General features: G+C 60.5%; 12 protein-coding genes. 11 read left to right on the top strand and 1 reads right to left on the bottom strand.

Annotated features, from left to right (window positions below):
* The first annotated feature begins 155 nt into the window (after positions 1-155).
* From KY494_RS16885 to KY494_RS16835, 11 genes are all read left to right on the top strand, one after another.
* Positions 156-1,334 (top strand): hypothetical protein, encoded by a 1,179-nt coding sequence (locus tag KY494_RS16885; RefSeq protein WP_219887596.1) that lies wholly within the window; start codon positions 156-158, stop codon positions 1,332-1,334.
* On the top strand, positions 1,335-2,450 hold the full coding sequence (locus tag KY494_RS16880) for a hypothetical protein (RefSeq protein ID WP_219887595.1): 1,116 nt from the start codon (positions 1,335-1,337) through the stop codon (positions 2,448-2,450). It begins immediately after the preceding gene.
* Between the two features lie 82 nt (positions 2,451-2,532).
* Positions 2,533-3,147 carry a hypothetical protein gene (locus KY494_RS16875; RefSeq protein ID WP_219887594.1) on the top strand — a complete coding sequence of 205 codons (615 nt, stop codon included), beginning with the start codon at positions 2,533-2,535 and terminating at the stop codon, positions 3,145-3,147.
* 83 nt (positions 3,148-3,230) lie between these two features.
* Positions 3,231-4,655, top strand: coding sequence for a CsgG/HfaB family protein (locus KY494_RS16870; protein WP_219887593.1), 1,425 nt, complete (start codon positions 3,231-3,233; stop codon positions 4,653-4,655).
* Between the two features lie 254 nt (positions 4,656-4,909).
* On the top strand, positions 4,910-5,947 hold the full coding sequence (locus tag KY494_RS16865) for a LacI family DNA-binding transcriptional regulator (protein WP_219887592.1): 1,038 nt from the start codon (positions 4,910-4,912) through the stop codon (positions 5,945-5,947).
* A complete protein-coding gene (locus KY494_RS16860) occupies positions 5,947-7,434 on the top strand; it encodes a sugar ABC transporter ATP-binding protein (protein WP_219887591.1) in 1,488 nt (495 codons plus the stop codon). The genes KY494_RS16865 and KY494_RS16860 overlap by 1 nt, the downstream gene beginning before the upstream one ends.
* Positions 7,415-8,434, top strand: a complete 1,020-nt coding sequence (locus KY494_RS16855; RefSeq protein ID WP_219887590.1) for an ABC transporter permease — start codon at positions 7,415-7,417, stop codon at positions 8,432-8,434. The genes KY494_RS16860 and KY494_RS16855 overlap by 20 nt, the downstream gene beginning before the upstream one ends.
* Positions 8,435-8,537: 103 nt before the next feature.
* A complete protein-coding gene (locus KY494_RS16850) occupies positions 8,538-9,464 on the top strand; it encodes a substrate-binding domain-containing protein (protein ID WP_375143486.1) in 927 nt (308 codons plus the stop codon).
* 95 nt (positions 9,465-9,559) lie between these two features.
* Positions 9,560-10,612, top strand: coding sequence for a sugar phosphate isomerase/epimerase (locus KY494_RS16845; protein WP_219887588.1), 1,053 nt, complete (start codon positions 9,560-9,562; stop codon positions 10,610-10,612).
* A 9-nt stretch (positions 10,613-10,621) separates the two neighbouring features.
* The gene (locus KY494_RS16840) at positions 10,622-11,770 is read left to right on the top strand and encodes a Gfo/Idh/MocA family protein (RefSeq protein WP_258194278.1); all 1,149 of its coding nucleotides are present in this window, start codon (positions 10,622-10,624) and stop codon (positions 11,768-11,770) included.
* A 15-nt stretch (positions 11,771-11,785) separates the two neighbouring features.
* Positions 11,786-12,076 carry a 2Fe-2S iron-sulfur cluster-binding protein gene (locus tag KY494_RS16835; protein ID WP_219887587.1) on the top strand — a complete coding sequence of 97 codons (291 nt, stop codon included), beginning with the start codon at positions 11,786-11,788 and terminating at the stop codon, positions 12,074-12,076.
* Between the two features lies 1 nt (position 12,077).
* On the opposite strand, the gene KY494_RS16830 is transcribed toward KY494_RS16835, so the two are convergent.
* Positions 12,078-12,389, bottom strand: coding sequence for a hypothetical protein (locus KY494_RS16830; protein WP_070258491.1), 312 nt, complete (start codon positions 12,387-12,389; stop codon positions 12,078-12,080).
* Positions 12,390-12,473: the final 84 nt, after the last annotated feature.

Genomic DNA, 12,473 nt, shown 5'->3' with positions numbered 1-12,473 from the left:
TAAAAAAATAGACAGATATTCGCAAGCTTATTTTTTATAAATAATGAAGCGTCGGAATTTATCAACAAACGTAATAAATTTGCAAAATGCATGGTTGTTTTATAGAAAACAAGTTACAATTTATGCTATTTCCATGAGGCAATAGAGGCTGGTCCGTGTGGTCGAAATCCAAGATATATGCAGTTCTGTCATTTCAACTGATTTTCCCCCTGTTCGCGATCCCAGCCTATGCCGCCGATATAGCGGTAGCCGGATTTTCATTTGCCGGTGACTCCGCCACAGCCAGTGTTCGTTTCCCATATTCTCACCAATTGTATATGCGACTGCGCGCCGACAAGTCGGGGCAGAACCTTTCGCGCATTATTAACGACCGTAGTGGCAAGGTGGCCAATCCTGCCCTCAGCCTGTTGCCGCCCGCATCCCTCGTTAATCTCAAGAAAAGTGATCAGGCCTTGATCACGGTGCTGGTACTGACCGGCGAAACGGTATTGACGGAAAATTTCGGCAGTTATTACAAGACCTTTGTCAATTTGCGTGGCGATGCCCTGATATTCGATTACAAGAGCAAGACCGTGGTGCGCAGTTATCCCGTCAATGCCGCCCTGTTTGATGCCACGCCGGACGCACCCGATGCGGCACGTATTAGCGGATTCATCGAACAGTTATTGTTGAAGGAAGAGGGCAAGGGCCTGGTGACGCAATATCTGGATCGCCTGTCGCACGCGACCTTGCCGAGCCCAGGCCAGCGCACGATCCAGATCCGGCGTGCCACAGTGGCGCCCGAAGCGCTGGCAGTCATGCCCGACGCGCTGCGTAGCCAGCCGCAACTGATGGAAAGCATGGTGGTTGACGCCTTTGCTTCAGTGCTATCTGCCAATGCCGGCGTGCCGTTGTTGCCTACCAAGGCTGGTGACGCCTTGGGACGCATGTCGCTGCGGCTTGAGAATGGTGATGATGTCGATTTGAGCATCGGCGAGGGTGATTATGTTTTTGATATTTCTCTGAATAAGTTTGCCAAGATTAAAACGGCGGAAACCGCTGTCGCGATATCGTATGTATATGGTGCCTATGCGCACGTTCAGTTTTCAGAACCGTTGCTCCATTCCGACTTCCTGAATACTGACTTGAAAAACGGCGAAACGGCGATCGTTCCTGCCGGCCGAATCGGCTCCGACGATTTTGCCGCCTATCAGGATGCCTTGCGCGGTTTGTTTTTAAAGCTGACCGCCGCATTTGAAGGCGGCGACATGAAATGGATACAGACCGCGGCAGGAGCCAAGGATATTGGGAAACAAATCGAGGTAACTCGGGTGATATTAAAGGCTAGTAAATAGATGAAAAAATTGATGTTGTTTTGCCTGGGCTTGTTTTTGGCCGGCTCATGTTTTTCCCAGGTTATTCAGATAAAAGGCGCGGCGACGGTGAAATATGCGGCCATGCTGACGGATGCCGACAAGGAAATGGCTTATCAGAAGGCGCAAATGGCGGCGATAGAACGTTATTTCGCTGAAAGCGGCGAAGCCGAATCGGAGAACTTTGAAGCGATCCAGGGAAAAATTGAAGCCAATCTGGATAAATTCTTGCTCAGTACTGTTGTCTTGAACGAGCAAGATCAGGTCAGCCTGCGTAAATATTCCGTGGTAGTGCGTGCCGAACTCAATGTGGCAAAACTGAGGAATACCCTGAAAGGTGCCAGTGCCACCGGTCGGGTATCGAACGGGGAAAAATCGCAGATGGTGTATGTCTTTGTCGGCCGCGAAGTAGCCAGCGTGAAGGCATTTGATGAGCGTGTGGTCAAGCGTGCCGAGTTGACCCTCGACGGTAGCGCGAAAACGAGCGGCAGCGTGAACGGCCGCGAAGGCGAATCGCTGGGCGGCGGCGCCATTGCCACCAGTGCCACCGTGCGCCGGAATGAAAACGTTGCTCTCAAGCAGACTATCAAAGTCGAAACCGGTGGCAGCACCGTGCGCAAAGCAGATGAAACCGACTACCGTGTGTTTTCGCTGGCCAACCAGAAGACGGCCGTGACGAGCGTGTTTTCGCAAGCAGGGTACTTGGTCGCCGATCCTGAGTTCGTACTCGGTGATAAGGACATTCCATCCGTGAATAAAGATTTTTCCAAAGGCAATGATTTGGCGCCTGCGACCTTGCGCTCCATCGTTGCCGCCTTGCGCAAGGCGAATGTGCCCTTGCTGGCATTGGCCACCTTTGACGTCAATCCTGCCGCGACCGATGAAGCGACCGGTTTGCAGCGCGTCGTGGTATCGGTCACCGGCCGCGTACTCGATTTGCGTGGCGCCTTGCCACGTGAAGTGGCGGCCGTGCCACCGGTACAGTATTTTGGCCTCGGTGCGGACAATGCGACAGCCCAGACCAAGGCGTTGAAGGACGCTTCCGCACTGGCGGCCAAGGAAATTATCAGCCGCTTGAGCGCCGCTGGCGTGTATTGACATACCGGTGCGGGCGGCAGGTCGAACGCCCGCATCTTCCATTCCCTCGACTGTTTCCCATTCTTCTTATAAAAGGCAAGTCATGAAGCATATTCGTATTTCCGCATTGTTGGGTGCGACCCTGTTGGCAGTTTCGAGCCTGGCATCGGCTCAATTCGGTGGCCTGTCCGGTGCGCTGGGTGGCGGCAAGGGAGTTACCGCCGAGCAGATCGTCAAGAAATATGTCGGCGGTACGCAAAGCGTCATGAAAGCCGATGCCACCATGCTGGCCGCGTTTGGTTTGAAGGAACAGTCGGATAAGGCCGCCCTGGAAGCGCAGAATCTGACCGAAGGCGCCACCAAGGATAGCCTGCAGGGTGCGAGCAAGATGCAAAGCGAAAACAGCAAACTGCTGGAAGAGCAAATGAAGGGCAAGAAAGTCGCCATGGATGATGCGAGCAAGCAGCGCTTCACGGAAGGCCTGATAGATCTGTCGAAAGGCGTGATCCAGTACGTCGGCATGAGCAAGGATGTCGGTAGTTTCAAGCCATCGATCACTGCTCTGGGCGCATCGGCCAATTCGGCCCTGTTTATCGCGCAAAACCTGCCGTCATCGATCAAGGCCGTCGGCAGCACCTTGAAAGTAGCGATCGATTTTGCCAAGAATAATAATATTCCGCTGCCAAAAGAAGCCAGCGACGCTACTGCATTGCTGTAAGTCAAAAACGGAGTAGGAAAGATAGCAGGGCGACTGGTTCGCCCTTTTTTTTTGGGACAATGGAATTGCCTATGAAGATCACAATGAAATCCAGTATACCAGCCATCATGCTGAGTATCGCCTTGAGCCTGGCTGCTTGCGGCGAGAAAGCTGCGCAGCCGCCTGTTGTGTCAAGCGCGCCTAATCTGACGCAGACACCTGACGTCGGACAGGTCGAACAAGTCACTACGACGGTAACCGGTAGCGGCATTTCGCCGGGTGCCGCGCTCAATGACGCGCTCAAGCTTGCCATCATGCAAGTCAATGGCGCTACGGTGCAAGCCAGTTCAAGCAATGCGAGCATGTTTGAGCAGGTGACGGCAACGCTCGATGTCGATTCAACGGCGGGTTCGGGGAGCGCCAGTATGAAGGCGACCATGCAGGGCCAGGCCTTTGCCGAGCAGATCATCAGTCAATCGAAGGGCGTGGTGTCCTCGTTCAAGGTACTTGACATGTCATCGCCGTTTTCCAAGGGCGGTCTGTACAAGGTGGAGATCGAAGCGCGCATTGCCAAGTTCAAAGCGCCAGCCGATAGTGGCAAGATCAAGATCATCGTGGCGCCGCTGCGTAGCGAGCAAGCCAGCTTCAATATTGGCGGGCGGGCGGTGCCGGCGCAGGAAGTGCTGGCGCCGATACGCCAGCAGATCATTGATGCATTGTCGCAAACGGGCCGCTTTACCGTGCTGGATCGCCAGTTCGAGGGCGAGTTGCAGGATGAATTGAATATGATTACCTCGGGTAATTCCCCGAGTAGCGACCTTGCCAAGTTGGGACAGGCGCTGAGCGCGGATCTGGTGTGGGTCGGCGTGGTCAATGAATTCGCTTACCAGCGTCATGCGCGCAAGCTGCAGACCTCGGACCGCGAACTGGTATCGTATGCTGGCGCTTGGTCGGTCTCGCAACGCATGATCAATCTGGCCACGCGGCAGATCCTGCAATCGACCACCCTGCGCGGCGAGCCGCCAGCGATTGCCGCCACGACCCTGGGCAGTAACTTCAATGAGAGCCAGACGCTGAAGAACATGCAGGCGGAGATCGTCAAGCAGGCCACCGAGGCCATTCTGCTGCGCACTTTTCCTATTTCCATCGTCGAGCGCGATGGTGATAACGTCGTATTGAGCCAGGGTGGCAACGCCGTGGTGGAAAACGGCCGCTATCGTGTGTATCAGCAAGGCAAGGAGATCAAGGATCCGCAGACTGGTCAATCCCTGGGCAATATGGAAAAGCTGTGCTGCGAGGTACGTATCGAGCGCGTGACGCCAAAGCTGTCGTATGGCGTGCTGGAAAACGTCAAGATCAAGCTCGACGGCATCGCGGCGGGCGCGCTGCAGGTGCGGGAAGCGGCACCTGCGGAAAAAACCATCGTCAAGGTGGAGCCTGCGGTGGCGCCGGTGAAAACCGAAGCGAAGCGCAATGCACCTGCGGCTGCCAAAAATTCCGCCGCAGAGGCTGGCGACAAGGATTGGTAAGCCTATCTTGGCCTGGTGAATGCAGGCAAGTCGCCACGGAGCCAGGCAACGGGGGCGTTGCCTGGGTGTCGGAGTAATGTTACCGGCGCCCAGTTTCCCCTGACATATTATTTTGCCATGCAGCACTGGCCCGTCCAACCCCGGTGAATACCTATTGCCAGCGGCTTGCACGGGCCATTTTTCCCGCACCGCAGCATCGATAATGTTTGCATCGCGGGCGCGACTGGCCTATAAATGTAATCGATTACATTTATATGAAAAGCCCCATGCCGCCAGCCGTCCCGTCTTCTTTGCCGACAGAAACCGTCTCCATCAGCGCCGTTGCCGCGCATGCGGGGGTGTCGGTGGCCACCGTCTCGCGCGTGATGAACGAGCAGGCCGGGGTGCGGGCGCCCACGCGCGACAAAGTGCTCGCGTCCGTGGCGGCGCTCGGCTACCGCATGAACCACCTGGCGCGCAGCCTGCGCACGGCCGAGAGCCGCATGCTGCTGACCATGGTGCCCGACGTGGGCAACCCGTTTTATGCGCAGATCGTGCGCGGCATCGATACGGTGGCGCGCGAACACGGCTATTTCGTGTTGCTGTGCGACACGGGCGCCGACGCGGGCCGCGAACGTTCCTACTTTGACTTGCTGCGCATGCACCGGGCCGATGGCGCCATCTGCCTCGACCCGGACACGGTGCAGCATGCGCTGTCGCATGAATCCGTCAGCCTGCCGTGGGTGGCCTGCTGCGAATTCGATCCCGCCGTGGCCGTGCCCTATGTCGGCATCGACAACCACCGCGCCGCCTCCGACGCCGTCGCGCATCTGCTGTCGCGCGGCCATACGCGCATCGGCCTGATCAATTCCGATGAACGCTACCTGTACGCGCGGCAACGCCAGCAAGGCTATCTGGACACCTTGGCGGGGGCCGGCCTGCCCGTGCGGCCGCAGTGGGTGCACACGGTGCAAAGCCTCGATTACGAAGCGGGCACGGCCGCCACCTTGCGCATGATGGAGGGACCGGATGCGCCGACGGCCATCTTTGCCGTGTCCGACACCCTGGCCATCGGCGTCTTGAGCGCGCTGCGCCAGTTAGGAAAACGCGTGCCGGAAGACGTGGCCGTGATCGGCTTCGACGATATCGCCATCGCCGCGCAGATCGATCCGGGATTGACCACCATCGCGCAGCCGATGCGCGAGCTGGGCGAGACGGCGGCACGCTTATTGCTGCAGCGGCTGGCCAACCCGGCGGCCAGCGTGCCTGGCGTGCTGCTGCAACACCGATTAATTCTGCGAGGGAGTGCATAGTGAGCGTTGCCGTCGGTTTCGAGGGGGTGTGCAAGGATTTCGGCCCCGTGCGCGTCTTGCATGGCGTCAGTTTTACCCTGTCGCCCGGGCGCGTGTATGGCTTGCTGGGCGAAAACGGCGCCGGCAAGTCGACCCTGATGAAAATCCTCGCCGGCTACGAGGGCGTGAGCGAAGGGCAGTTGCTGATCGATGGCCAGCCCCGGCGCTTTGCCAGTTCGCGCGCGGCGGAAAGCGCGGGCATCGTGCTGATTCACCAGGAATTCAACCTGGCCGAGCACCTGACGGTGGCGCAGAACATGTTCCTGGGCCATGAGAAAACGCGCGGCTGGCTGCTCGACGAGGCGGCCATGCGCGAAGAAGCGTCGCGCTACCTGAAGCAGGTGGGCCTGGACGTGTCGCCCGAGACAAAAATCCGCGACCTGATCGTCGCCGAAAAGCAGCTTGTGGAAATCGCCAAGGCTTTGTCGCGCCGCGCCCGCTTCCTGATCATGGATGAGCCGACGGCCACCCTGACGTCGTCGGAAACCCAGCGCCTGTTTGCCGTCATGGCACAGCTGAAAAGCGATGGCGTCACCATCCTGTATATCTCCCACAAGCTCGACGAAGTGGAGCGCAACACGGACGAGGTCATCGTCATGCGCGACGGGCGTTTCGTCACGCGCGAGCCGACGGCCAGCCTGACGCGCCAGCAGATGGCGAACCTGATGGTGGGGCGCGAATTGTCCGACATGTTCCCGGCGAAAGTGCCGCTGGCGCCGGATGCGCCCGTTCTCCTGAAAGTCGGGGGATTGTCTGTTCCCGGCTGGTCGAAAGACCTGTCGTTCGAGGTGCGCGCCGGCGAAGTGCTGGGCTTTGCGGGCCTGGTGGGCGCGGGGCGCACGGAATCGTTCGAAGCGGTGCTGGGCTTGCGCCCGCGCAGCGCGGGGCTGATCGAGATCAATGGCCAGCCCGTGGACATCCGCACGCCGCGTGAAGCCATGCAGCACGGCATGACCTACCTGAGTGAAGACCGCAAGGGCAAGGGCTTGCACGTGAACCTGGGCTTGCGCGAAAACCTCACCATGATGACCATGGAGCGCTATGCGCGGCCCTGGCTCGATGTCGCAGGGGAAAAAGCGGCGCTGGCCAAGGCTGTGACGGATTTCAACATCCGCACGGGCGACCTGAACAGCCGCGCGCGCATGCTGTCCGGCGGCAATCAGCAAAAGCTGGCGCTGGCGAAATACCTGCATTCCGATCCCCGTGTCGTCGTGCTCGATGAGCCGAGCCGTGGCGTGGACGTGGGCGCCAAGCGCGACATTTATTTTTTGATCCACCGCCTGGCCGCCGAAGGGCGCGCCGTGATCGTGATTTCATCGGAATTGATCGAATTGATCGGCCTGTGCCACCGCGTGGCCGTGATGCGCGCCGGCACCTTGCAAGCCACCCTGTCTGCTGACCACCTGACCGAAGAGGAGTTGATTGCCCATGCAACCGGCACGCACTGACACCACCGTATCCCCGCTTGCCACCGCCGTTGCCCGCTTCGGCGCGCGCATCAAGGGCTTAGGCCCCGTGCTGGGCTTGTTATCTCTGTGCATCGCGGGCACCTTGCTCAACGGCGACTTCGCCACCCTGGACAACCTGATGAACGTGCTCACGCGCACGGCCTTCATCGGCATCATCGCCGTGGGCATGACCTTCGTCATTATTTCCGGCGGCATCGATCTGTCGGTCGGCTCGATGGCGGCCCTGATCGCCGGCTGCATGATCTATTTCATGAATGCGCTGGCGCAAGGCGCGGGCGGCAACCTGGCGCCCATCACCATGCTGGTGCTGGGCATCGCCATGGCCTTGATCCTCGGTGCCGGTTTCGGCCTGATGCACGGTTTATTAATCAGCAAGGGCAATATCGAACCGTTCATCGTCACCCTGGGCACCCTGGGCATCTTCCGCGCCGTGCTCACGTACCTGGCCGATGGCGGCGCCCTGACCCTGGATGCCACCCTGTCCGAGCTGTACAGCCCTGTGTATTACACGAGCGTGCTGGGTGCGCCGATTCCGATCTGGATCTTTCTGTTCGTCGCCGCGGCCGGCGCCGTCATCCTCAACCGTACGACCTTTGGCCGCCACGTGCAGGCGATTGGTTCCAACGAGCAAGTGGCGCGCTATGCGGCCATCAACGTCGACAGAGTCAAGATCGCCACCTACATGCTGCTGGGCGTCTGCGTGGGCATCGCCACCGTGCTGTACGTGCCGCGCCTGGGCTCGGCCACGCCGACGACGGGCTTGCTGTGGGAACTCGAAGCCATCGCCGCCGTCGTCGTCGTCGGCACCGCGCTGAAGGGCGGAGAGGGACGCATCGTCGGCACCGTGATCGGCGCCATCCTGCTCTCCGTGATCAGCAATATCCTGAATTTGACCAGCATCATCAGTGTCTACCTGAATGCCGCAGTGCAAGGCGTGGTGATCATCGCCGTCGCCTTCCTGCAGCGAGGCCGCAAATAAAAACACAGCGGCGTTCTGAAAGGGCAGCCAACGGGCGCCCACAACCTTGGAGGAGAGCAGCATGAAGAGCTTTATACGGGTAGCAGGGATGGCAGTGCTGGTGATGCAGGCGTGGGCCTTGCCGAGTGCGCAGGCGCAGGCGGCCGAGAAGCTCGTCGTCGGCGTGGCTATTCCCACGGCCACGCACAGTTTCACGTCCGGCATCGTGTGGTGGGCGAACCAGGCCAAGGCGGAGCTGGAAAAAGCCCATCCGGGACTAAAAATCATCGTCAAGACGGCCGCCACGGCGCCCGAGCAGGCGAACCAGTTGCAGGACATGTTGACGGTGAACAAGATCAACACCCTGGTGATCTTCCCCATCGAGTCGGCGTCCCTGACGCAGCCCGTGGCGCAAGTGAAAAACAAGGGCGTGTACGTAACGGTGGTCGACCGTGGCTTGACGAATACGCAGTCGCAGGATGCGTACATCGCGGGTGACAACACGGCCTTCGGCAAGCTGCCAGCCGAGTATTTGGCGAAAAGCTTGAATGGCAAGGGCAATATCGTCGTGCTGCGCGGCATGCCGACCACGCTCGATAACGAGCGCTACGATGCGTTTTCCGCCGTCATGAAAGGCCATCCCGAGATCAAGGTCTTGGACGCCAAGTATGGCAACTGGAACCGCGACGATGCCTTCAAGGTCATGCAGGATTATCTGACGCGCTTCAAGCAGATCGACGCCGTCTGGGCCGCCGATGACGACATGGCCATCGGCGTGCAAAAGGCCATCGCGCAAGCCAAGCGCACGGACATCAAGCAAGTGTTCGGCGGCGCGGGCGCGAAGGGAGCCGTCAAGAAGATCATGGACGGTTCCGACCCGCTGATCGTGGCCGACGTGTCGTACTCGCCCAAGTTCATGTACGACGCCATCAAGCTGACGACGGAAGCGCGCCTGAAAGGGGATAAATTGCCGGCCAACACCATCATCCCGTCGGTGCTGATCACGCGCGAGAATGCCAAGCAGTTTTACTTTCCGAACTCGCCTTTTTAATTTAAGTCATACCCCGAAGGGCAAGAATCCGGGGTCGGACCCTAAGGGTCCGACCCCAGAACTTTGCCTCAAGGGTTAATTTTTACAGGATACCCATGAAAACCATCCAGGGCCCGGCCATTTTCCTGGCCCAGTTTCTCGGCGACGAGCCGCCGTTCGACTCGCTCGAGCACTTGGCGCAATGGGCGGCCGGCCTTGGTTACAAGGGCTTGCAGCTGCCGACGGCGCCGCGCCTGTTTGATCTGGAACAAGCGGCCAATAGCCAGCAGTACTGCGACGACGTGAAAACCCTGCTGGCGCGCCACGGCTTGCAGGTGACGGAATTGTCGACGCATTTGCAGGGCCAGCTGATCGCCGTGCATCCCGCCTATGACGCCCTGTTCGATGGCTTTGCGCCCGAGCACGTACGTGGCGACAGCGCCGCGCGCACGGCCTGGGCCACGCAGCAGCTGCTGTGGGCGGCCAGCGCCTCGCAGCGCCTGGGGCTGAAGGCGCACGTGACGTTTTCCGGCGCGCTGGCCTGGCCCTACCTGTATCCGTGGCCGCAGCGTCCGGCGGGCCTGGTGGAAACGGCATTTGCGGAACTGGCGAAACGCTGGCTGCCCATCCTCGATGCGTTCGATGCGGCTGGCGTGGACCTTTGCTATGAATTGCATCCGGGCGAGGACTTGCACGACGGCGTGACCTTCGAGCGTTTCCTGGCCGCCGTCCACGATCACCGGCGCGCGTCGATTCTGTACGACCCCAGCCACTTCGTGCTGCAGCAGCTCGATTACCTGGCCTTCATCGACATCTATCACGCGCGCATCAAGGCCTTTCACGTCAAGGACGCGGAATTCAGGCCCAACGGGCGCCAGGGCGTGTATGGCGGCTATGGCGACTGGCAAGACCGGGCCGGGCGCTTCCGCTCGCTCGGTGACGGGCAGATCGATTTCAAGGCGATTTTCTCGAAGCTGGCGCAGTACGACTTTCCAGGCTGGGCCGTGCTGGAGTGGGAATGCTGTTTGAAACACCCGGAGGAAGGGGCGGCCGAAGGCGCGCGTTTTATCCGCGAACATATCATCCACGTGGCCGAACGCGCGTTCGACGATTTCGCGGGCAGCGCCGTGGATCAACATCAAATCCATCACTTGCTTGGCTTGAAATAAGGAAACGACATGCAGCGACGCTTACGGCTGGGCATGGTAGGGGGCGGGCAGGGCGCTTTCATCGGCGCCGTGCACCGCATCGCGGCGCGCATCGACGACCAATATGAACTGGTGGCGGGCGCCCTGTCGTCCGACCCGCAGCGCGCGCGCGACAGCGGTGCCGCGCTGCACCTGGCGCCCGACCGCTGCTACAGCGATTACCGCGCCATGGCGCAGGCGGAGGCTGCCAGGGCGGACGGCATCGAGGCCGTGGCCATCGTCACGCCGAATCACTTGCACGCACCCGTCGCCACGGCGTTCATGGAAGCGGGCATCCACGTGATCTGCGACAAGCCGCTGGGCATCTCTCTGGCGGAAGGCCAGGCGCTGGCGGCGCTGGCCAAGCAGAAAAACTTGCTGTTTGCGCTCACGCATACCTACAGCGGCTATCCCTTGCTGCGTCATGCGAAAGCCATGGTCGAGGCGGGCGACATCGGCGAATTGCGCCTCGTGCAGGTGGAATACTCGCAAGACTGGCTGGCCGACGCCATCGCGGCCGGCGGGTTGAAGCATGGCAACTGGCATAACGACCCGCACAAGGCCGGGCCCGGCGGCACCCTGCTCGACGTGGGGCTGCACGCGTATCACCTGGCGCAGTTCGTCAGCGGACTGACGCCGCATGCCGTGCTGGCGGAATTGTCGACCTTTGTTCCGCAGCGCACGCTGGACGACCATGTGCAGGTGATGCTGCGCTATGCGAATGGCGCCAAGGGCACCCTGTGGGCCAGCCAGGTGGCGACGGGTTGCGAAAACACGGTGCGCTTGCGTTTGTTCGGCAGCAAGGCGCAGCTGGATTTCGATCAGGAACAACCAAACGCGCTGTGGTACACGCCGCAGGGCGGCAACCGCCAGCTGCTGCGTCCGGGCCGGGTCGACAGCGCCGCCGCGCGCCACGCCACGCGCGTGCCGGCCGGCCATCCGGAGGGGTATCTGGAAGCGTTCGCCCAGCTGTACCTGGATGCGGCCCTGGCCATCCGCGCCTTGCAGGCTGGCTTGCCCGTGCCCGAGGAAGCCAGCTGGCTGCCGACGGTGATTGACGGCGTGGCGGGCCTGGCCTTTGCCGAGGCCGTGCTGCGCAGCCATGCGGCTGGCGCGCAGTGGACGACCTTGGCAAGCTGACTGTTACACTGGGGCATGTGCTCCTTTACCATCACCATCGTTCCGCAAGGCTGGCAATTCACGGCCGAGGTCGGCACCACCGTGCTGGCCGCCGCCGAACTGGCCGGCATCCGCCTGCTCAGCTCCTGCCGCAACGGCACCTGCCGCACCTGCCTGTGCCACATGCCCGAAGGAAAGATCCGCTACACGGTGGACTGGCCCGGCATCAGCCCCGATGAGCGGCTCGACGGCTACATCCTGCCCTGCGTGGCCGTGGCCGAAAGCGATCTCACCGTGCAGGCGCGGGCCGTGCGCACGGGCAATTAATTCACGATGGCTTGCCGCCCTTCAGCCGCTGCAGCAGCGCGTCCACGCTGTCGCTCACGGGCAAGCCGTGGCGGCGCAGCAGCTGCACGTGCAGCACCAGGTTTTCCAGCACCAGCTTGGCCGCCACGGCCAGCAGGGCCAGGTTGCGGTCTTCCGGGCTGAAACTTTCCATGGCATCGGCCATCTCGCACAGGTGGTTGGCGATCAAGCCGCGCAATTCCTGCTCGTCGAAGGGCAGGTCGGCAAAATCGATGGGATCGGCCACTTCCACTTCCTGCATCAGCACCGCTAGTTCTTCCGGGGTAATCGTCATGCCTGGCCTCCTTGTGTGCTTGCCGCTATTTTAATTGTATTGGCCGCAAAGCGGACTAGAATGAGTCGAGACCGACGACGTCGA

The organism is Janthinobacterium sp. PAMC25594, from assembly GCF_019443505.1.
GTDB lineage: Bacteria > Pseudomonadota > Gammaproteobacteria > Burkholderiales > Burkholderiaceae_D > Janthinobacterium.
Note: the sequence above shows the minus strand (reverse complement) of the source record. Positions and strands in the feature narration are given on the sequence as shown.

What these genes read in the sequence shown, in the direction of transcription:
- KY494_RS16880 (WP_219887595.1), top strand. Translation starts at nt 1,335, where the DNA reads ATGAAAAAATTGATGTTGTTTTGCCTGGGCTTGTTTTTGGCCGGCTCA.
- KY494_RS16875 (WP_219887594.1), top strand. Translation starts at nt 2,533, where the DNA reads ATGAAGCATATTCGTATTTCCGCATTGTTGGGTGCGACCCTGTTGGCA.
- KY494_RS16870 (WP_219887593.1), top strand. Translation starts at nt 3,231, where the DNA reads ATGAAATCCAGTATACCAGCCATCATGCTGAGTATCGCCTTGAGCCTG.
- KY494_RS16865 (WP_219887592.1), top strand. Translation starts at nt 4,910, where the DNA reads ATGAAAAGCCCCATGCCGCCAGCCGTCCCGTCTTCTTTGCCGACAGAA.
- KY494_RS16855 (WP_219887590.1), top strand. Translation starts at nt 7,415, where the DNA reads ATGCAACCGGCACGCACTGACACCACCGTATCCCCGCTTGCCACCGCC.
- KY494_RS16850 (WP_375143486.1), top strand. Translation starts at nt 8,538, where the DNA reads ATGCAGGCGTGGGCCTTGCCGAGTGCGCAGGCGCAGGCGGCCGAGAAG.
- KY494_RS16845 (WP_219887588.1), top strand. Translation starts at nt 9,560, where the DNA reads ATGAAAACCATCCAGGGCCCGGCCATTTTCCTGGCCCAGTTTCTCGGC.
- KY494_RS16840 (WP_258194278.1), top strand. Translation starts at nt 10,622, where the DNA reads ATGCAGCGACGCTTACGGCTGGGCATGGTAGGGGGCGGGCAGGGCGCT.
- KY494_RS16835 (WP_219887587.1), top strand. Translation starts at nt 11,786, where the DNA reads ATGTGCTCCTTTACCATCACCATCGTTCCGCAAGGCTGGCAATTCACG.
- KY494_RS16830 (WP_070258491.1), bottom strand. Translation starts at nt 12,389, where the DNA reads ATGACGATTACCCCGGAAGAACTAGCGGTGCTGATGCAGGAAGTGGAA.